Raw genomic sequence first — 22,118 nt, forward strand, 5'->3', positions numbered from 1 at the left:
AATCAGCCCCTCGGGGGCTTGATTTTCTGTATCTATTTGAGCTGCAAGAAATTAACTTTCTTGCGGCTTTTATTTTTTTATACAGGAGGATCACCAGATGTCATTAATTAATGTTACCAACCTGACGTTTGCCTATGAGGGCAGCTACGATAACATATTTGAAAACGTGAATTTTCAGATCGACACGGATTGGAAGCTGGGATTTACGGGGAGGAACGGAAGAGGGAAGACCACCTTTCTGCAGCTGCTGCTCGGTAAACATGAATACAGTGGAGCCATTTCTGCTAATGTAACATTTGAATACTTTCCATACCCTGTGCCGAACAAGGAAAATATGACCCTGGATGTCATCAGCGAAATCTTTCCGGATTATATTCACTGGCAGTTGATGCGAGAGCTTTCTTTGCTGAAGGTAGATGATGACGTTCTCTATAGGCCCTTTGCTTCACTATCGAACGGAGAGCAGACGAAGGTGCTGCTCGCCGCATTGTTTATTAAGGAAAACAGCTTTCTGCTCATTGATGAACCTACTAATCATCTGGACATGCAAGCAAGAACATTAGTCAGTAATTATCTCAATACCAAAAGCGGATATATTCTGGTATCTCACGACAGAGCCTTTCTGGATAACTGTGTAGATCATATTCTGTCTATCAACAAAACCAACATTGAAATTCAGAAAGGGAATTTTTCGAGCTGGTGGGAGAATAAGAGGCGATTGGATAACTTTGAGCTGGCACAAAATGAGAAGCTGAGAAGAGATATTAACCGGCTTGCGGATTCATCCAAAAGAACAGGGAACTGGTCACACGAAGTGGAAAAGACAAAAAACGGGACACGAAACTCCGGCTCCAAGGTAGATAAGGGGTACATTGGCCATAAGGCTGCCAAAATGATGAAACGTTCTAAATCTATCGAGCAAAGGCAGCAATCGGCAATTGACCAGAAGTCCAAGCTGCTGAAAAACATTGAAAGCTCGGAAACCCTGGAGATTGCACAGCTTCCTTATCATAAAAGTACCTTTGCAGAGCTTGAACAAGTTTCCATTTATTATGGTGAGAAACTAGTCTGTTCAGATGTGGATTTTACAATTGAGCAAGGAGACCGCATTGCACTTTCGGGTAAGAATGGCTCCGGCAAATCCAGTATCCTGAAACTGATTTGCGGCGAGGACATACAGTACACAGGCAGCCTCAGTAAGGACAGTCAGCTCAAAATCTCCTACGTGTCCCAGGATACCTCGCATTTACAAGGCAATCTTACGGAATTCGCCCGCGACAATGGAATAGACGAGAGCCTGTTCAAATCCATCCTGAGAAAACTTGATTTCTCCAGAGTACAATTTGAGAAGGATATTTCCACTTTCAGCGGCGGCCAGAAGAAGAAGGTGCTCATCGCCAAAAGTCTAAGTGAGCACGTTCACCTGCATATTTGGGATGAGCCGCTGAACTTTGTTGACGTTATTTCACGGATGCAAATAGAAGAGCTGCTGTTGGAATACACCCCGACCATACTTTTTGTGGAGCATGACCGGGAGTTCTGCGGCAATGTCGCTACGAAGATCATAGAGCTCTGAGCTTGCTGAAGGAAGGGAAGAAAAGGGACTTATGAAGAAAGTCATCGTAATCGGCTCAGGAATTCTAGGGGCATCTACCGCCTATCACTTAGCCAAAATGGGGGCAGATGTCCTGGTCGTTGACCGCAAAGATAAAGGGCAGGCCACCGATGCTGCTGCCGGCATTATCTGTCCTTGGCTGTCGCAGCGGCGTAATCAGGCTTGGTATCGTCTCGCCAAAGCAGGTGCCCGTTATTACCCGGAGTTGATTGCACAGCTTCGGGACGAAGGGGAGACTGATACCGGCTATGCTCAGGTAGGTGCTCTTAGTATACATCATGACATGATGAAACTGGGACAGATGGAGGAACGGGCAAAACTACGAAAGACAGATGCACCGGAGATAGGAGATGTTACACGGCTCAACACAACACAGACCCGTGAGCTTTTTCCTTTGCTGGCAGAAGATTATTCCTCCATTCATATCAGCGGTGCCGCCCGGGTAGATGGTCGTGCACTTCGCGATGCTCTCATACGGTCGGCACAGCACAATGGGGCTGTTATAGTCAGCGGGGAGGCCAGGCTTGAACATCTTGCAAACCGTGTAACCGGAGTGAATGTAGGAGCTCAACACTTTTCGGCTGATCTCATCCTTGTATGTGCGGGTGCATGGGCCAATCTATTGCTGCAGCCTTTAGGCATTGATTTTAAAGTCCATTTTCAAAAAGCTCAAATCGTTCACTTAGAGGTTCCGGACCGTCAAGACACAGATGCCTGGCCAGTAGTTATTCCGCCAAATGATCAGTATTTGCTTTCAATGGGATCACGTAGGATTGTTATTGGATCGACACACGAAAATGATATAGAAGGGTACGATACCAGGATAACTGCTGGCGGAATCCAGGAAATTCTGAATAAGGGGATCGATCTTGCACCTGGTTTAGCAAACAGCACATTTCTGGAGACGAGAGTCGGTTTTCGCCCCTTTACGCCTGGGTTTCTTCCTGTTATCGGGAATGTGCCCGGCTGGGAAGGTTTGCTTACAGCAAATGGCCTCGGAGCTTCAGGGTTAACCATGGGCCCTTATTTGGGAAGGCAATTGGCGAGGATGGCTCTTGAAAGGGAAATGGAAATAGACGTAAGTGATTATGATATCCGGAATGCAGTAGATCAAGGCTGATGAATTGCGACTTTCTGAATTCCCTGCTATACTTTTTTCGAAAGATAAGAAGTTATTAGCTTCACGCTGTAAATGTTCCTTGTCTTTCTTACAGTAAAGTGTTCATCTGACAGGGGGTTGTACTGATGGCAAAACCGAATTGCTCATTAGCTAGGAAGACCTCATGCAAAGCCTAATTCAGGGGCGATACTTTGCGTGAGGGCGAGAGAAGAGAAAGATCCGATCGCCCATACTTGACTTTATCGTTTCTAATAACGGGCTTTGCACCTTATGTTTTTTCAACAAAAATAAGGGGCTGAAGAGCTATGAATACACCATTTATTAGAAACCATCAATATAATGTCATTAAGAAACAAGCCGAATTTCTTCAGAAAACACTGCGATCCGTCGCGGATCAGAGTGTCTTGAAAACAGTAAGATATCGTACAGCTGTGAATATGATTGAAGCGTTTTCTTCTCTGACAACAGAGCGGGAACACCAGCTGGAGCAAGTATCGAGCTTGGAAACAGCACATGAATTTCAGAATTATCTTATTGCATTAGAACCCTATCTGGAGCCATTTCCACCGATTACACTGAAGCAGATTCAGAAGCTTTTCCCTAAGAATAAGAAGTTGAAGGTACCTGATCTGCAATCCATCGACTTTAGATATATCACGTATCTGAGCTGGGTAGACATCGCCACGAACAAATTATTCATGGTCTATCCATTCGAAGGACAGTTCATCGGCATCGAGGGAAGAATAACACCGACACACAAAAAAGGGTATTGCATGTTCTGCAACCGGCATCAGGAGCTTGCGTTCATAACAGTCAAGACGAAGCCTGCGGGTGCTTTGCCCGATCAATATTCTTCCATTGGCCAATACGTATGTATGGACGGCCATGCATGTAATCAGAGTATCACCGATACTAGTTCGCTGGAAAAGTTCATTGTCTCCGTTCGTAAATAATTCATCGATGCGGTTGCCTTTAGAGGCAGCCGTTTTTTAGTATAAATCTATGTTCAACGGTTGAAGAGATTCTCAGGTGAAAAACAAAGAGTACTTCTACCCAAAACCCGTAATCTTTTAATTTTGAAAATACATTAATGAAGCAGGGCCTATATTCTGTACGATTTTTTTTGCCTGCTACACGTTAAAGTATTCTGACTATGTTTGGGAACAGATTTTGAGAAACCTTAACAGTCTTGATGAGCAGTATGCAACAATTATTCTTTTATTAATTGACATATTAAACTTGAGGCAAGATTGTTTGATAGAAATTAAGGGTCAATTCGATGTACAGTCTGGTAGAACTAACTCCAGAGATGAATTTCCAATGGGGGAATAGACTGCAACAAGGCCGGGGACAAGCCCCGGCCCTTCTATGTTGTGGGCAGAACGAAAAATATAATTATGCGCGCTCCCCTTCCGCGATTGTCCCTTCCGACGTCACCTTCATCATGCGCTTGCGGACCAGCGGTGGTAGTGCAGCCAGATAAAATAAACTGACCACTATGGTGCAAAAGCCAAGTATGTAGTGAAGCCAGGTGACGGAGATCAAGGCCGGAAAGGCTAGCGCGATGCCCCCCAAAGCCAGTGAATGGCCCAGCATCATTACCGGCTCAATCAAGGCGTTAACACGGCCCATATTCTGCGGAGGAACAAGCTCTGGCAACCAGCTGCCGAGCGCGATATTGATGGGCGCGATGGCGATTCCAGCCAGCATTACAAGGAAAAAATAGACTTCAATCCTTTCGGTTAACCCAAGTCCCGTAATGAGCAGGCTGGAGATGAACAGACCCGCAATCAGGATCGGCGCTCTTGTGAAACGGCGAATCAGCCGGGGGCCGAAGACGCTGCCGAGCAGAAAGCCGACGCCCAGAAAGACGGTAATCAGCGAAGAGTGGACGACATAATTATCGGGACTGAGCTTGTATTTCATGGCGAAGATGGGAAGCACGGCGAATACGCCGTTCACAATGCCAAAGAACAGAAAACCGCTGATCAGAACCATAAGCAGTCGATTTCCTGTAATATAGCGGAGGCCCTGCCAAAAATCCTTCAGCAGCAGTGAGAACCGGAGCTCACGAATACGGTTTTTTCCGTTGGGGGTACGGGCATGTTCTGGGAAATCCCCCCAGGCAAGCAGCAGGCCGGACAATAAAAAGCTTAGTCCGTCGACGATGATGGCGCCTTCAATTCCAATAAAATGATAGGCCGTAGCCCCCAGGCTCATGCCGAAGAGCATAAACAGCCCCATCACCATTTGATTCAGCCCCGAAGCCTGGACATATTGGTCCTGGTCGATACTGCCCTGCAGAAGTCCCATTTCCGCAGGACCGAAGAATTTGGATATCGAGCTACGCAGAAATAGCACCAAAAAACAGGCGAAAAGCACGTTGAAATGAACAAACAGCAGCAGCAGCAAGGTTAGTCCCGCCCGTATCCAGTCGCTATAGGCGGCAATATTCTTGCGGTCGAACCGGTCCGCGATGACGCCGACGATCCAGAAGACCGCCAGGGTGGGCAGAGAATACATCAGCTCTGCTGTAGTGGCCAAAGCCGGCCGCTCGCTGTACCTGTCGATCAGATAGTAGGCGAATGCCATGTTCCCCACCACGGTGCCCAGCTGCGAGGCAAAAGCGGCAATGAATAACTTGTTGAACATTGGATTGCGAAAGAGCGTCCTCATTCAATTTCCTCCCTATGGTGCTCTCTGATAAGCACAGGTTTGAGCAGAACTTGCAAGTAGTGGACGAGCGACTCAAGCTGCATTCGGGTGTTCGCCTTCTCCAGACCCACAGTGATGGTATGGGTCATAATGCCTTCCTGATAGGAAGCGGCTAGTCTGGAGATGTCCGTAACGTCCATGACAGGGAAAAACTCACCGCGGTCAATTCCGGTCTGAAGCAGTTCTGCAAATTGGGCGATTCCCCGTTCATAACGGTTGAGGAGCAGTCCACGGCGTGTCTCATCGCGCCATCCGATCAGGAAATATTCATAGAAGGCCGGCATTAATCCGCCTTTGGGTGATTGCTGAAGGTCTTGCAGCTGCTGCGAATACAGCGTAGTAATTACATCCCAAATGGACGGCGAAGATTCCAGAATCATCTCTAGGTACCGATCATGCTCCATGTCCTGATGGTCCAACAGAGCTTCGAAGATCTCATCCTTGGTCTGATAGTACAAGTAAATCCAGCCCCGACTCATACCGATTTCATCGATAATATCCTTTAGTGTGACTGCCCCGTAGCCCTTCTCGGCAAAAACCCGCTTAGCCGCATCGAGGATTTGCAGGCTTCTCCATTCTTTTCGGCTGCTCGATAATTTAGGCGACATTCCGTTGCTTCCTTTCCGTTTTCGCAAAATGAACCGCGTGTCATTTATTATATTAATGACATGTTGTTCATTTTGCAACGAAAAATAACGTAATAATCTATAAATAATAATGATTGATATGTTTTTGATTATCTTGTTATAATGTATTAAAATTCCATTTGATTCGCCAGTATATTCCCCTTGCTGCTAGTTTCCAGCTTTTCCGATTTCCCCGTCTTACCTCACATCTATGATTACATCCATGATTACATCTATGATTACATCCGCTATTAATAGTTTATCTGAAGGGAATGTGATTATGAAAACGGCACTGCTGTTTCCAGGACAAGGTTCGCAGTATGTAGGGATGGGGAAATTTTTGTTTGTCCGGTTTGAAACGGCCCGAAGGACATTTGAAGAAGCCTCTGATGCGCTGGGCTACAATGTATCCCGTCTTTGCTTTGACGGAAGCCTCGAAGAATTGACGCGGACCGAGAATGCACAGCCCTGCATTCTTACTGTGAGCATCGCGGCTTATCGGGTTCTCTTGGAGAATCTGGACATTGAGCCGTATTATTGCGCCGGCCACAGTCTTGGCGAAATATCCGCGCTGACTGCATCCGGGGCTCTTGCTTTTACTGATGCGGTGCGCCTGGTTCGCCTTAGGGGACGGTTGATGCAGGAGTCGCAACAAGAGGGAGAAGGCGGAATGCTGGCGGTTCACAGACTGGACAGTTCCGTCATTGAAGCGGAATGCGGTCGGCCAGACGTTCGTGGAACCGTTGCGGTATCCAACCTGAATGGTGGCGGACAGACCGTTATCTCGGGACTTCAATGCTCCCTGAACCGCATAAGTGAAAAACTTGCATTGCTCGGAGGAAGAGTTGTCCCACTGAACGTGAGCGCCGCTTTTCACAGCCCCCTAATGAAAGAGGGCGCTGCAAAGTTTGCGGCTGAATTGTCCCGTATTCACTTTCAGCCTTTGCGCCATTGGGTATTGTCGAATGTGACGGCTCATCCTTATCCGGATGAGAATTTCATTCCGGCATTATTAGCCGAACAGATGGTCTCTGTTGTGAATTGGTATTCTTGTATGCGCTTTCTTCTCAAGCGGGAAACGGAGCGCATGATCGAAGTTGGGCCCGGAAATGTGCTGGGCAATATGCTGAGAAGAGAGAAGCCGATTTCTTGCATCATTCAGTCGACCGATCAGGAAGATGACTGGAGGAATCTTCTCAGCGCCGGAAGCCGCGTGGCCACGGGAACGGATTACGATGCTTATCTTAAAGCCGCATTGTGTGCAAAAAATTATAACGTTATAGATACCGCCTCTGACTATATGAACAAGATTGCAGAACCGTTTCGGGAACTGGAAAGCATGGCCTCTGGAGCACGAAAGGGAGAAGCCGAATCGGAGAGATGGAAGAGCCTGGCCGTTGGTGCCCTGGATAAGATTCTGGATGTCAAGATGACTCCTGCCATCCGACGAGTGGACATCTTAAACCGTTTGGCTGAAGAAGGGGGAAACGTGCAGAATGTACAATACGCTTAACGAAGCGCTAAGAAGCGAAGCCGCCAGAGGGGAACGGGGAATTACCTTCATCTCAGGTGAATTCGAGAGTGTATTTTGCAGTTATCCCGAGCTCTACGAGTCCGCCATGGGTACTCTGCATCACCTAAGAATGAAGGGGATAGGGGCCGGAGATGAAGTTATCCTGCAGCTGGACAACAACCGGGAATTTCTTATTGTCTTCTGGGCTTGCCTTCTCGGCGGTATCATTCCTGTTCCGTTATCGGTAGGTAATAATGAAGAACACCTTGCCAAGGTCGTCCGGATCGCAGCTGTGCTGAACAATCCTTTTATTGTCTCGGACCCACAGCATTTTGAGAAACTCGGAGATTGGGCGTCCCGGTTCGAGAATGCAGTCGATCGTCAACTGTCCATCGGAGACCTAATGAAGCAGCCAGAGGAAAAAATATCCGGTGAGAACGGAGCGGTGTTGCCCGGAGATATCGCTTTTATCCAGTTTTCTTCCGGTACCACAGGCGACCCCAAGGGAGTGGTGCTGACCCACAGCAATCTCCTGGCAAATATCCGGGCCCTGAAAGAACGTATTGGAGCCGGCGATGAGGATGCCTTTCTCAGCTGGATGCCGCTGACTCACGATCTGGGGATGATCATGTTCCATCTCCTTCCATTATTCTGCGGGACAAGCCAATACCTCATGCCAACCTGGCTGTTCATCAGGCGTCCGATTCTCTGGATGCAGAAAGCCGACCAGGTTGGAGCGACGATTTTGGCTTCCCCAAATTTCGGGCTCAAATATTTCCTAACCGCTTACCACAAAGCTGCATCGAAACGAGATTTTGCTTGGGATCTGACACGCATCCATGCCATAGTCAACGGCGCCGAACCGATCGATGTCGGGGTATGCGAACAGTTTCTCGAAGAACTGAGCCCGTATGGCCTTGAAAGAAAGGCAATTAAAATGGGCTACGGAATGGCCGAAGCCTGTGTCGGCGTATGCATTCAGGAACAGGACGAGTCTTTTAGAACCTATTATGTGCGAAGGGATTTTTTGCGGGTTGGAGATTCAGCGGTTTTTCTACCCGGTGATGGTCAGGGTGACACCTTGGCGCTGGCCGGAACGGGAACACCCATACAGGATTGCCGTGTAAGGATATGCGATGATCTGGACCACCCGCTGCCGGAAGGCACTGTAGGCCATATCCAGATCGCCGGAGACAATGTGACATCGGGATACTATAACAACGCGGAGGCCACAGAGAAGCTGTTCACATCCGACGGCTGGGCCCGAACAGGAGACTTGGGATTTCTGGTAGAGGGCCGACTGACCGTAACCGGAAGAACTAAAGATATCATTTTTATCAACGGGTCCAATTATTTCCCCCATGATATTGAGCGAATCGCGGAAGAGTGTGCGGATTTAAAAGTCAAAAGAATGGTCGCATGTGGAATCTACAATGAAAGGACAGGTACCGAGGAAGCAGCATTATTCGTACAGTTTAGGGACAAGCCCGAAGAATTTCTGACGGTTTCCGAACAGATACGCAGACATCTGAACCGCGTGTTGGGTCTACAGATCTCTGTTATCCTTCCGGTTCACAAGTTATACCAGACAACCAGCGGCAAGCTGCAAAGATACAAATATGCTGCGAAATACAAGGAAGGCACCTATCGTGAGATTGAATCTGAACTGGCCCGTCTGCAGCGGGATCAGGAGGTCGCAGCCGCTTTAACGAGAAGGAAACCGGATGGCGAAATTGAGCAAGCGTTGTTCCGGGTATGGAGCGACCTTCTGGGAAGAGAGCGCTTTGATCTCGAGGACAGCTTCTTTGAACTCGGAGGCACGTCTATGCTGGTTGTGCAATTGTTCGAGCGGATCGAGGAGCTTTATCCAGGCGTCATTACGCTGACCGATATTTTTGGTTCTCCCTCGGTAACCTTGCTGTCCCGGCTGATATCGGGCTCACACGAGCCTAAGCAGACCCGGTTTCATATGGAGACAGTGCACCTTTCTCCTCAATATTTCCAAGCGGCGGAGAACGGGGCGGAGAACCAGTACCGAATGAACTTATCAGGAACGGATCGAAATCGGTTGCGGTCATTATGTCTGAATCGTCGGGTCGCAGAAGAGGCGGTATATCTGGCTTTGCTGGCTAACACTCTGTATGAAATCTGCACAGAATCGAAAGTGGTTGTTCATACCATGATGGACGGACCCGGATGGGTCATTCCCTTTTGCGTCGATTTTGCCGCCATTGATACCATCGAGGAACTACTCGATTTAGCCAACGTGAAGAAAAATCCGGGGGAGGCCCTCCTGTACCATATCGGTGATATTGGCAAAGAGGTCGCCCGTCCGAAGGAAGGTCAGGCACTATGCTACCTGGGCAGAAAGGAATGGAGGCCACAGCAAGGCGGTCTGCCGGACCATTTCGATATGATGCTCGAGTGGGAAGAAGCTCCCGGTACAGCTGTGTTTACCTTTGGATACAACGCCGCAAGAATGAATGGACCCCGGATGCGCGAGCTGTTTCTGTCTTTTGCTGACGCATTGGAATCCCTGCTGAGCCTGGATATTATGGCCGCCGAAACGGCACCGCAATAATACGGAAGGGAGAGGACTAGCGATGAAGAAGAATTTGCTGTCTCGGATGGGGAAAGAAAGAAGCGCGCCGCCTGCAATTGAGGAACTGTCGGGACGGGATATAGCGATTATCGGAATGGCGGTGAAGGTGCCTGGAGCCGATACGCTGGATCAGTTTTGGAGCAATCTTTGCCGGGGCGAGGAATGGATCGGAGAAGCGCCGCCATCTAGGCTGGAGGCCGGAGGTCTCCGCCTGTCCCTAGATCCTCCACCGCGGGGAGGGTATTTGGCGGAAGTGGATACCTTTGACTCGCTGTTCTTCCGTGTTCCTCCTAAAGAAGCCGATTTAATGGACCCGTATCAAAGGCTGTTTCTCGAAACAGCATGGAGCGCAATTGAAGATGCGGGATACGGAGGAGACAGGCTGAAGGGCAGCCGAACCGGAGTTTATGTCGGCTCCGGGCATGAACACGAGTATAAACAAATGATTGCCACCACGAACCCTAATCTTCTCTCGGCGGCTGCGGCCGGCAACCTGCCGCCTATCATTGCCAGCCGAATATCTTACCTGCTGGATTTGACAGGCCCTAGTCTGGTCGTTGACACGGCTTGTTCCTCATCCCTTCTGGCCGTTCATCTCGCTTGCCAGTCTTTGGCACTGCGGGAGTGCGACATGGCCATTGCCGGAGGCATTCAATTAATGGTCAATCTGTCCGGTCACCAGCCCAAGATCGGAATCGAATCGTCTTCATCGACTGTGAAGGCATTTGATGAAGATGCGGACGGCACGGTCAGGGGAGAGGGAATGGGAGCGGTGTTACTTAAGCCTTTGTCCAGAGCCATCGCCGACAATGATCTTGTCTATGCAGTGATCAAGAGCAGCGTATCCAATCAGGATGGGAAGTCCATAGGCATTACAGCACCGAATATGGCGGCTCAGGAGCGACTGCTGATCAGCGCATGGGAAAGGGCCGGCATCGATCCGGTATCAATATCTTATATTGAAACCCATGGTACGGGGACCCCTATTGGTGATCCCATCGAGGTCCATGCCATTCAGAACGCTTTTCAAGCGTACACGGACAGGAGACAATTCTGCGCCATCGGTTCGCTGAAGCCCAACATCGGGCATTTGTATCATGCGGCGGGGATCGTTAGTCTGATCAAGTCGGCGCTGGCTCTGCACCGGGAGCAGATCCCGCCGTCCATCCATTTTGAAAGACCCAACTCCCGAATCAACTTTCAGCAATCACCTGTATATGTCAATGCTGACCTGGCCGAATGGAAGAGGAGTGAAGAAGTCCGAAGATGCGGCGTCAGTTCGTTCGGAATGAGCGGAACAAACTGTCACGTCATTCTGGAGGAAGCCCGGGAGAATACGCGGCACCGTCTGTTGCCGATTGATGAAGACCAGCCGGCGATCTTGACCCTGTCAGCCAAATCAGTGACATCACTGCGTTCATTGATTGAGAAATACCGTCTCTTCTTGATCACGGCCGATCCGGACTCTTTCAGGGACATCTGCTACACCACGAATATTGGGAGAGGGCATTATGAATACAGGCTGGCCGTTGTGGCGCGGGACCCGCAAGAGCTGAGAGAGAAACTGGCTGGACTAAGGTATGAGTCTTTCTCCTGTACGTGCGGCGAACTGGAGGTAGGCATCTGGTTCGGCGGGCCGGAAACGGAGAATAAACCGGATCCGGGTGAAAAGAAGGAATGTGACCTCGAACAACTCAAGGACGACTTCTGGCGGCAAGCAGCATACCACTATGCCAGCGGCGGCATGGTCGATTGGAATAATCTGCATGCTGGAAGGAGCAGAAGAGTCGTGTCGGCGCCGACCTATGCATTTGACAAACTCAGGCACTGGACAGCCTTTTCCGAAGCGAACACTTCAGGTAACGCTGTCGAAGGCAAGACGGAGAACAAGGAGGTTGTTCAGGGAATGACGGTCATCAGTCAAACGGATCACAACCATTCTGTTACGGAGGCGGTACGCGGAATTATCGCCGACATTTCCGGATACGGACATGAAAACATTAGAAGCGATATAAGCTTTATGGAAATGGGTCTGGATTCCATCATGCTGGTAAATGCAAGGCATGCCATAAAGGAGCGGTTCGGTATCGATATTCCGTTACGGCTTTTCTTCGAGGAACTATCTACGGTATCGGATGTGGGACGATATATAGCCGGACTGTCCCCGGAACTTCCGATGCCGGTAACCGAGCTGCGGGATGAAAAGGCGGTGCAGGAGACGGCTAGTGCGCTTGCGGTGGATGAGAATGAGAGCAGGGAATATCCAGTCGAACAGGATGCCGGGATGCTGGCGGGAATGGAGGGAATCATCCATAAGCAGCTGGACCTTATGGCCCGGCAGCTCCTCATGATGGAGAACCGTTCATCCACTAAGCCGAGTCCTATTCCGGCCCCGGTGCTTCATATCGCCGCGAAGAAGGCTGAAAGCGAAGCAGTCATCATCAATCACCAGACGGAAAGACAACAGGAGCCGGCTATGCCGTTGTCTGCCCGTTCCCAGGACCGCTCATATGTGCCATACCAGAAGATTGAGACGTCGGTAAAGTCGGGTTTTACTTTGCCCCAGCAGCGGTTTATCGATGAATTTATCGTTAGATATACGGAGAAGACGAAGAAGTCACAGCTCCATACGCAGGCATATCGCGAGGTTGTCGCCAACAACCGGAACGTAGCCGGGTTTAGACCTTACTGGAAGGATATCGTATACCAGATTGTAGTGGATCGTGCCGAAGGCTCGTCCATCCGGGATATCGACGGTAACGAGTATATTGACCTGACGATGGGCTTTGGCGTGAATTTATTTGGGCATAATTCCTCCTTTATCAATGAAGCAGTGGACAGAGCCCTGGAGAAGGGAATGTGCATCGGACCGATTAATGACACAGCGGGTCAAGTGGCATCCGCTTTGCGCGATTTAACCGGTATGGACCGGGCCGCCTTCTTCAATTCAGGAACAGAAGCGGTTATGGTCGCCCTACGTCTGGCTCGTGCCGGAACGGGAAGGTCCAAAATCGCCATTTTCTCGGGCTCCTATCACGGCACCTTTGACGGTGTGCTGACGATGAGCTCCGGTACGGACGGTGCCGGAACACCGATTGCTCCGGGCATACCGGCCGGCATGATCGATGACGTTATCGTGCTGAACTATGACCATCCCGAATCGCTGCGCATCATCGAGAAGCGGGCGGGAGAACTGGCCGCGGTTCTGGTCGAACCGGTGCAGAGCCGAAAACCGGACGTGCAGCCTGCCGAGTTCCTGAAGCAACTCCGCGCCCTGACTGCCCGGCACGGAACCGCCCTTATCTTCGATGAAGTCATTACCGGCTTTCGAATCCATCCGGGAGGGGCACAGGCTTGGTTCGGCGTAGAAGCCGATATGGCGGTGTACGGCAAAATTATTGGCGGAGGGCTGCCGATCGGCATTGTCGCGGGCAAACCTCAATATTTGGACTGCATTGACGGCGGCATGTGGGCCTTCGGCAACGGTACATTTCCCCCGCATGAAGAGCGGAGGACCTTCGTGGCGGGAACCTTTTGCCAGCATCCTCTAACCATGAATGCTGCATTAGCAGTATTGCGGCGGCTGCAGGAGGATGGTCCCGCCCTGCAGGAGGAAGTGAACCGGAAGACGGCTGTACTGGTCGATACCCTTAACGTTTATTTTAAAGAAGAACAGCTGCCGCTTCACATTGCCCGTTTCGGCTCTTTATTCCGGTTTGTCCAAAAGACCGATTTGGAGCTGCTTTATTATTTGTTGATTGAAAAGGGCGTTTATATCTGGGAAGGCCGGAACTGCTTTCTGTCAACCGCACATACGATGGGGGACGTTGAGAGGATTATCGGTGCTGTCAAAGCCAGCATAGTAGAGCTGCGGAATGCAGGTTTTCTTCCGCCGTCACCCTCACCTGGAAGCGGACAGGAACATCCGGAGCAGTCCAAAGACTCCAAGGAGACCCAGATCTTGCCGCTTACGGAAGAACAACGGCAGCTTTGGTTCGTCTCGCGGATGAAGCCGGAGATATCGGCGGCCTACACGGAAACGGCCATTCTGAGACTGCGGGGAAACGTGAATGCGGGCCGGCTGCAGACTGCTATACATCAAGTGATTCGAAGACACGGCATGCTGAGAACGCGGTTCGCCGAAGACGGAAGCGTTCAATATACGGAACCTTTTGGAGACGTTCTTTCGCGCTACGCGCTCTATGAAGCCGATGTGGATGATAGGTCCGGTGAGCTTCCGACCCCCTTGCTGCCAGAGACGGCGGAAGCTTTCGATTTGTCAACGGACCCATTAATCCGGTTCGGACTGCTTCATGTCGGCAAGCAAGATCATCTGTTTGTTGTTCAGGCGCATCATATCGTGGCAGACGGATGGTCATTTATCCGGATTTTGGAGGAAATTTCCGGATACTACACGGAGCAGGACCGCTATCGGGTAGCGGAAGCTGTGCCGTTCTCTGCTTTCGCGGATTGGCAGCGCCGGATTTCTTCAGAGGAATCACTCCGTGCCCGGGAGTACTGGTCCGCCAAGCTGTCAGCTCCCGTTACGGATTTGATCTTTCCCGCATCGAACGGTCTGGGCAATACATCCGCGCGACTGGGAAGAAGAATCCGTAAGGTTATCGATTCGCAGTTGACCGCAGATCTGAAAGCATACTGCAGACAAAACGGAACTTCGTTGTACATGCTCATGCTCGCAACCTATAATGTCTTGTTATCCAGAATTTCGGGTCTTCAGGATATCACGATCGGCATTCCGACATCCGGCCAGCTCCAGATGGGCGCCGCGCATTTGGTCGGCCAGTGTGTTAATCTGCTTCCTTTTTCAAGCAAGCTTCCGAAATCAGCAAGCTTTGCCTCATACCTGTCCCTGATGAAGAAAGAGCTGCTTGAAATGTTGGATCATCAGCAGTGCTCATATGCAGATATCGTCAAAGAACTAGGCATAAAGGGGGCGGCGGTGTTTCTTCCGTCCATCCGCACGATTTTTAACTTTGACAAGCCTTCGGTATTTCAGTTCGGAGATCTGGAAGCGACGCTGGAGTCGGCTCCGGCGGATGCAGTCAAATACCCTGTAAGCCTGAATGTTCTGGATCTGGAACGGGAACTAGTTCTCGAATTGGACTATGAGAACGGTGTATGCGCCGATGAAGACGCAGATGCCTGGCTGATTACCTACTGCCGTCTGCTTGAAGACATTTTTGCCGATGACGGGAAAGAGCTCCGGCTGTATGGATTGCCTGATTCTACGGAAACAGAATGCGGAATACTGGAGCTTCCGCTGCCAGGGTTGCTCGACGAAACGTTCGACTTGGACGGAACCGGCTTCGTAGCGGACGGAACCGGCGTTCCCTGTCTGCCGGGGGTTCCGGGCCGACTATACTTGAGGGCAGACGGAGAAACCAGTGAAGGACATGCCACAGAAATAGCGGCGGTGCGCGGGGCAGAAGGACACATTCGCCTGCTTGGCCGTATGGAGCGGCTTGTCTGTGTAAGCGGCTTCCGCGTACATCTCGATCAGTTGGAGGCTCAACTGGAGCGGCTTCCGTGGTTTTCTGCCGTTGCGGTTGCGCTTGAGTCTGACGTCCATGGCGCTGTTCGGCTGGTTGCTTACTATGAAGCAGTCAGCGGGAATGAACCGGATGATCGCGAAAGACGAGAATACGCGGCTTCGGTGTTGCCGGATTCACTAATTCCGGCCAGCTGGGTAAAAGTCTCAGGACCTTTGCCCAAGAAATCCGGAGGTGTGGATTATGAATCGTTGTCCACTGTAAACGCCGAGCCGGTCAAATCTCCCGCCGTTCCCGTTACAGACATGGAGAAGCTGCTGCACCGATTGTGGCAGGATGTTTTAAAGCGCAGGTATATCGGTATAACCGATCATTTTTTTGAACTGGGTGGCAATTCGCTTGCCGCCACCATTATTGCCGCCAAGCTGCAGGCTGAGCTCGGCAATGTGATTCCATTAAGCCTGCTGTTCCAACATACGACGATCGCGGAATTGGCCGAAGTATTGGACAACAAACCGAAAACCGGAGCCGCGCAGATTCCAAAGGCGGAAATGGCAACATACTATCCGCAGTCCGCGGCACAGCGTTCCATATTCGCAGTTGAGCAGCTTGGCGGCGCCGGAACGGCGTACAATGTCACCGGCCTGATTACAGTCGACGGGGAGCTGGACCTCAATCGCTTGAAGCAGGCCGCCAATGAATTGATCCAAAGGCACGAAAGCCTGCGGACTTCCTTTCACCTAGAGGACAATGAACCTGTACAACAGATTCATGCAGAACTATCCATCGACATTGTCGTCCATACGCTGGTTCGTTCAGGGGACGTGGCGTCGATTTTGGACACTGTCAAGCCATTTGATCTGGAGTCTGCGCCTTTATTGCGGATAGAAGCGTGGCGAGGGGAGACAGGCGGCAGGCAATATCTGCTTCTGGACATGCATCATATGATTGCGGACGGGATATCGGCCAATATGATCTTTGATGAACTGATCCGGGTGTATTCCGGGGAAAGCCTGCCGGATATGAAGATTCATTTCAAGGATTACACCCAGTGGCAGCTTGGTAGAATCGGAGCCGGTTACATGCGGGAAGGGGAAAAATACTGGAGCCGACAGCTTCAAGGCGACATCCCCCGGCTTGATTGGACGACGGATTACCCTCGGCCCGCTGTCCGCAGTTTTGAAGGAGAACGCTATTCCTTCAGTCTTGCCCATGAATCACTGAAGAGCATCAGGGAATTCGCCTCGACTAACGGGATTACCATGTACAACTATTTGCTGGCCGCTTATTGTGTGCTGCTATCCAAATACGCCAATCAGGAGGACATCATGGTCGGAACGTCGGTATCCGGGCGGGTCCATCCCGATATTGAGCGCGTTCCCGGCATGTTCGTCCATACGATTCCTCTCCGGAATCGCGTATCCCCGGACAATGTATTCGCCGAGCTGGTTCAAGCGGTGCAGGCCGGCTCGATTCAAGCGTTCGAGCATCAGGAGTTCCCGCTGGAGCGGCTGCTTCCCCGACTGAACGATGACCGGGATATGAGCCGGAATCCGCTGTTTGATGTGATGTATGTATTTCAGCATGAAGCGCTTGAACCGCTGACCATGGCGGGCGGCAGCGCCGTCTTTACAGCGGCGGAATGCAAAAGCCGCACCGCCAAGTTCGATCTGACTCTGGAAGCGGTGGAGACGCCAGACGGAATGAGCCTACATTTGGAGTACTGCACGGCATTGTTCCATCCCGCCTCGATTGAAGCTATGGGCGGTCATTTGCTCACGATACTTGGTACGGTTGCCGCGAATCCATATATTCCGTTGTCCGAGATCGGACTGTTGTCTCCGGTGGAGAGGGAGCATCTCCAGCACGGATTCAATGACACAGCAGCCCAATATCCAGAGAACAAGCCGGTGTTCAGGCTGTTCGAGGAGCAGGCGCTGCGAACGCCGCTGGCCATCGCGATCTCGTGTGAAGGAGAGCATCTCACCTACGCCCGGCTGAACGCTGACGCGAACCGTCTGGCGTCCCTTTTGAAGAATAAGGAAATCGGACCGGATGCCGCGGTTGGACTTGTGATGCGCCGATCCCCGGAGTTGATCGCGGCGATACTCGGAATTTGGAAAGCCGGTGGTTGCTACGTACCGATCGATCCTTCCTACCCGAAAGAGCGGATCGCCTATATTCTGTCCGACAGCGGGGCGCAATGGGTGATCACGGATGGAGAATACGAAGAATTGACCGGATACAAAGGGGATATTATCAGGGCAACGGATGGCATTTCCGAAAGCAGTGGGCCGGTCGACAATCCGGAGCCCGCAGCCAGTGCGGACAATCTAGCCTATATCATTTACACTTCCGGTTCAACAGGCAAACCCAAAGGGGTGATGGTCGAGCACAGGGGTCTGACCCATTATATCTGGTGGGCCGATCAGATGTATGTGCGAGGCGAAGAACTCACTTTTTCTCTGTATTCCTCCATATCATTTGATCTGACAGTCACCTCGATGTTTACACCGCTGCTGTCCGGCAACCGGATAGTGATCTACCCGGAAAATGTGGAGACGGCGCTTGGGCGGATCATTGAGGACGGCGAGGCGGGGATCATCAAATTGACGCCTTCCCATTTGAAGCTGCTCCACTTATACAAGACGGAACGTTCTGGCCTGAGACGTTTTATTGTCGGCGGAGAAGCGTTGGAGACGACCGCTGCCGCGGAAATTGTGGGTCTCTTCGGCCCCGACACCGAAGTGTACAACGAATACGGACCTACGGAAACGGTAGTAGGCTGCATGATCAAACGGTATGAGCCAAGGGATGTGCGAAATCAAGTGCCGATCGGCTTGCCGATCGACAATATAAGGCTCTATATAGCCGACTCTTCGGGCAGACTTCAGGCCAAGCATCTTCCGGGTGAGCTATGCATCGCCGGAGCCGGTGTAGCCCGCGGGTATTTGAATAGTCCTGAGTTGACGAAGGAGAAATTTGTCGCCGGAATGTTTGGAGAGCCGCAGAGAGTGTACAGAACCGGCGATCTGGTCCGCTGGCTGCCCGAGGGCGGCATGGCGTATATGGGCAGATTGGATGAGCAGGTCAAGATCAGGGGCTATCGCATCGAAACCGGTGAAATCCAGAACCTTCTGCTGGGTCATCCTCACATCCGTGAGGCAGCGGTAGCTGCCAAAACGAGAGCAAGCGGTGAGAAACGCCTTTGCGCCTACTATACAGCGGAAGATGAGTTGGAGGCTGAAGGGCTGGATGCTTACCTTTCCGCGAAGATTCCTTCGTACATGCTTCCTGCAGAATACATCCGGATGGACCGGCTTCCACTGTCTGCAAATGGCAAGGTGGACTATAGGAAGCTGCCAGAATCAGCGCGCAAGCCAGGTGGTGGAAACGAACCCGCCTTCCAAGAACATTCCCTCGAAGCGGAGCTGATGGAAGTCTGGCGTGACATTCTCAGAGTCCCGGATGCCCATATCGACGAGGAGTTTATCAGGCTGGGCGGAGATTCGATCAAAGCCATACAGATTTCAGCACAATTGAAAAAAAGGGGCATTCGGCTGGAGGTCGGCGATATTCTGCGCGGACAGACCGTCCGGAGAATATCACGGCTTGCTGTCCGTCTGAGCGAAAGGACAGCGGCGCCAGCACAGCTTTCGCTGGAGGGGGAGGTTCCCCTGGCCCCGATTCAACAGTGGTTTTTCGACCAGCATTTCGCGGAGATGAATCACTGGAACCAGAGCTTGACACTGGCTGGAACCGTACGGTTTGACGGGCACAAGGTCAAGGAAACGCTAGCCCGGCTGGTGCGTTACCATGACGCGCTGAGAATGTCATACGTCCGAGCTTCCGGCGGCGGGATCAAGCAGCACTGCAATGGAGCGGAGCAGCAGGCCTTCGCCTACCGGTTCGTCGATGGAACCGATATGGGTGTGGAGGCAGCAGGCACGGCACGCGACCGGATGATTCTGGATATGCACCGGTCCATTAATCTGGAGAACGGGCCGCTAGTTCAGGCCGGGCTGTTCAGAAGTAAAGACGCAGATGAAGTGACCCTTGTGATCCATCACCTCGTGATCGACGCGGTTTCGTGGAGAATTCTGTTGGATGACTTTCACGACATCTACTCGGCGCTCCGGCAGGGAATCGAGCCGAAGCTGCCGGTGAAAACGGACTCTTACAAATTGTATACCAAAGCGCTGATTGATTATGCTTCAAGCGGGTTGCAGACCCGTGAATTGCAGTACTGGGAGAAGCAATCCCTTCTGCCCGCTTCGCTCATTCCCAAGGACACGGATGTCGGTAATGGTACGGTGCGGGATGCGGTTGCCCGCAGCCTGAATTTCACGGGAACGGCCACATCCGCACTGCTTGAAGTGGCAAAGGGACACTACCGTTCTGACACGGCCGTCCTGCTTCTAGCAGCACTGGGCCACACCTTGGGCAACCTGGGCATTATGGACGGAGCCTGGATTAATATGGAAGGTCACGGAAGAGAGCCGTTCGGCGGTCATCCCGATTATTCACGGACTGTGGGCTGGTTCACCTCTCATTATCCCGTGTATCTTGACACCGCCGCCGCAGGAGCTCCTGATCAGTATGCCGTGCTCCTGAACCATGCGCTGCGCGGGATTCCTCACAGGGGTGCGGGCTATAATGTGCTCAAATATTTACTGCAGGAGGAGCCCGGCGCAGGCAGGGAGGCACTGCGCATTCGTCCCGCCATCAGCTTTAATTATCTCGGGGAGATGAATGACGAAGCCTACCGCGATCTGTTCAGATTGGCCGAGCTTCCCTTGAATGGAACGGAAAGTCCGGATTCGGAACGGCCATTCTCCATCGCAGTCAACGCGCTTCTCACCGATAATCGGTTGACCGTTGAGGTGGAGTATAACAGATTCGAGTATGGTGAGGGGACGATACAGCGTTTCCTGCAAGGTTTTCTTTCCGGGATTGATAGGGTTATCTCATACAGTGGGCAGACCGGACTTATGGGGCCTGCGCCGGAGTACTGCGACCTCGTGCCTCCCGGGGAGCTTACTGCCTTAATGGCAGATTCCAGGGCCGATATTCAGAAGGTGTATCCGCTGTCCCCGATGCAGGAGAGCATGCTGTTTCATCACCTGCGCTACCCGGATTCGGAAGCTTACTTTGAGCAGTGCGTCATCCGCTTCAGGGGACCGATGAACCCAGAATTGCTCAAGCGCTGCTTCCAGACTGTGTCGGACCGGCATGACATCCTTCGCACGAGCTTTGCTGTTTGGCGTCTGGATCGTCCATTGCAGACGGTGGCGGAATCCTGGGATGTTCCTTTCCGTTACGAGGATTGGACGATAGCCGGAGAGAGGGGCGGAACGCGAGAACTGAACCTTTACTTAACGCAGGACAGGGACAAACGCTTTGATCTGCTGGGCGATATACCGCTGCGGGTCTCGCTGATCCGGACCGATGAGGAAGAATACTGCATAGTTTGGAGCTTCCATCATATTCTCCTCGACGGCTGGAGCGTCGGCATGATTATGCGGGAGCTGCTTAGTCTGTACTCTGCTCTGGACTCGGGAGATCAGCCACGAATGATTCATGCACCCGCATACGGCGAGTATATAAGATGGGTCGAGAGCAGAGACCGGACAGCCGCTGAGGGATACTGGAGGTCATATTTGTCAGGCTATAGGGGAGCCCCTCTGCTGCCGAGGGATATTGATGAAGGTGAAAGCTCCTATGATCATGGCGAGCTGACCCGTACTCTGGCCGATGATCTTCGGGATAGTCTGATTAAGCTGTCCGCGGAACGGAGTGTTACGCTGAATATTCTGATTCAGGCCGCCTGGGGAACGGTGCTGCACAAGCTGAACGATACCGATGACGTGGTGTTCGGCGCGGTTGTATCCGGGAGAAGTCCAGAAGTGAAGGATATCGACGAAATGATGGGGCTATTCATCAACACGGTCCCCGTACGGGTAAAGGCCGGTGCTCAGACCTTTCTCGAACTGGCGCTGGGCCTTCAAAGAGATATGCTGGACAGGGAGCCCAATTCGTATCTTCCTCTGTCGGCTATCCAGAATGCGGGAGGGGGCGTCAGTCTCGATCATGTGCTTGTCTTTGAGAATTACCCGCTGCAGCTCGATCTTCCCCGGGGGCTGGAAATGGCGGGATACGAATGGTTTGAACACACCAACTATGATTTTAACGTCATTGTAGAGCCGCAGGAGGACATTCTGATTCGTTTTGTCTACAACCGGACGGTTTTTGATGAACTGGAACTGGAGGATGTGCTTGCCTGCTTCATCGCCGTTCTTTGCCGGATCGCCGATAATCCCGAAATTCCGCTGAGTGAGATTGCGCTTGAAGAAGCTACCGATGGGATGGAAAAAACTGGAACCGCCATTGAATTTCATTTTTGAGCCATGTGCCAAG

8 protein-coding genes are annotated in these 22,118 nt (G+C 51.6%); 6 read left to right on the plus strand and 2 right to left on the minus strand.

The features are described 5' to 3' along the window. Positions 1-97: 97 nt before the first annotated feature. The 3 genes from A3842_RS17370 to A3842_RS17380 all read left to right on the plus strand — a co-directional run bounded on the left by A3842_RS17370 (position 98) and on the right by A3842_RS17380 (position 3,688). Positions 98-1,576 carry an Lsa family ABC-F type ribosomal protection protein gene (locus A3842_RS17370; protein ID WP_074083385.1) on the plus strand — a complete coding sequence of 493 codons (1,479 nt, stop codon included), beginning with the start codon at positions 98-100 and terminating at the stop codon, positions 1,574-1,576. A 31-nt stretch (positions 1,577-1,607) separates the two neighbouring features. Then, positions 1,608-2,735, plus strand: a complete 1,128-nt coding sequence (locus tag A3842_RS17375) for an NAD(P)/FAD-dependent oxidoreductase (protein ID WP_074083384.1) — start codon at positions 1,608-1,610, stop codon at positions 2,733-2,735. A gap of 305 nt (positions 2,736-3,040) precedes the next feature. Next, positions 3,041-3,688: a FusB/FusC family EF-G-binding protein gene (locus tag A3842_RS17380; protein WP_074083383.1), complete on the plus strand. Its 648-nt coding sequence runs from the start codon at positions 3,041-3,043 to the stop codon at positions 3,686-3,688. Positions 3,689-4,130: 442 nt separating this feature from the next. Here the strand turns inward: A3842_RS17380 and A3842_RS17385 are convergent, their stop codons facing one another. Beyond that, entirely contained in the window at positions 4,131-5,411 is a 1,281-nt protein-coding gene (locus A3842_RS17385; protein ID WP_083609628.1) for an MFS transporter, read from the minus strand. Then, on the minus strand, positions 5,408-6,058 hold the full coding sequence (locus A3842_RS17390) for a TetR/AcrR family transcriptional regulator (protein ID WP_074083382.1): 651 nt from the start codon (positions 6,056-6,058) through the stop codon (positions 5,408-5,410). Before A3842_RS17390 ends, A3842_RS17385 begins: the two co-directional genes overlap by 4 nt. A 298-nt stretch (positions 6,059-6,356) precedes the next feature. Here A3842_RS17390 and fabD point away from each other — a divergent pair, with 298 nt between their 5' ends. From fabD to A3842_RS17405, 3 genes are read left to right on the plus strand one after another with little or no spacing between them, the layout of a single operon-like run. After that, positions 6,357-7,589 carry an ACP S-malonyltransferase gene (gene fabD, locus A3842_RS17395; protein ID WP_178381888.1) on the plus strand — a complete coding sequence of 411 codons (1,233 nt, stop codon included), beginning with the start codon at positions 6,357-6,359 and terminating at the stop codon, positions 7,587-7,589. After that, positions 7,573-10,170: a non-ribosomal peptide synthetase gene (locus A3842_RS17400; protein ID WP_074083381.1), complete on the plus strand. Its 2,598-nt coding sequence runs from the start codon at positions 7,573-7,575 to the stop codon at positions 10,168-10,170. Before fabD ends, A3842_RS17400 begins: the two co-directional genes overlap by 17 nt. Before the next feature lie 22 nt (positions 10,171-10,192). Further along, complete coding sequence (locus tag A3842_RS17405; protein ID WP_074102220.1) at positions 10,193-22,105, plus strand: non-ribosomal peptide synthetase; 11,913 nt, start codon at positions 10,193-10,195, stop codon at positions 22,103-22,105. Positions 22,106-22,118: the final 13 nt, after the last annotated feature.

This window comes from Paenibacillus sp. P3E (assembly GCF_001909045.1).
Classification (GTDB): Bacteria; Bacillota; Bacilli; order Paenibacillales; family Paenibacillaceae; genus Paenibacillus_AQ; species Paenibacillus_AQ helianthi.

What these genes read in the sequence shown, in the direction of transcription:
- A3842_RS17375 (WP_074083384.1), top strand. Translation starts at nt 1,608, where the DNA reads ATGAAGAAAGTCATCGTAATCGGCTCAGGAATTCTAGGGGCATCTACC.
- A3842_RS17370 (WP_074083385.1), top strand. Translation starts at nt 98, where the DNA reads ATGTCATTAATTAATGTTACCAACCTGACGTTTGCCTATGAGGGCAGC.
- A3842_RS17380 (WP_074083383.1), top strand. Translation starts at nt 3,041, where the DNA reads ATGAATACACCATTTATTAGAAACCATCAATATAATGTCATTAAGAAA.
- A3842_RS17400 (WP_074083381.1), top strand. Translation starts at nt 7,573, where the DNA reads ATGTACAATACGCTTAACGAAGCGCTAAGAAGCGAAGCCGCCAGAGGG.
- A3842_RS17385 (WP_083609628.1), bottom strand. Translation starts at nt 5,411, where the DNA reads ATGAGGACGCTCTTTCGCAATCCAATGTTCAACAAGTTATTCATTGCC.
- A3842_RS17390 (WP_074083382.1), bottom strand. Translation starts at nt 6,058, where the DNA reads ATGTCGCCTAAATTATCGAGCAGCCGAAAAGAATGGAGAAGCCTGCAA.
- A3842_RS17405 (WP_074102220.1), top strand. Translation starts at nt 10,193, where the DNA reads ATGAAGAAGAATTTGCTGTCTCGGATGGGGAAAGAAAGAAGCGCGCCG.
- fabD (WP_178381888.1), top strand. Translation starts at nt 6,357, where the DNA reads ATGAAAACGGCACTGCTGTTTCCAGGACAAGGTTCGCAGTATGTAGGG.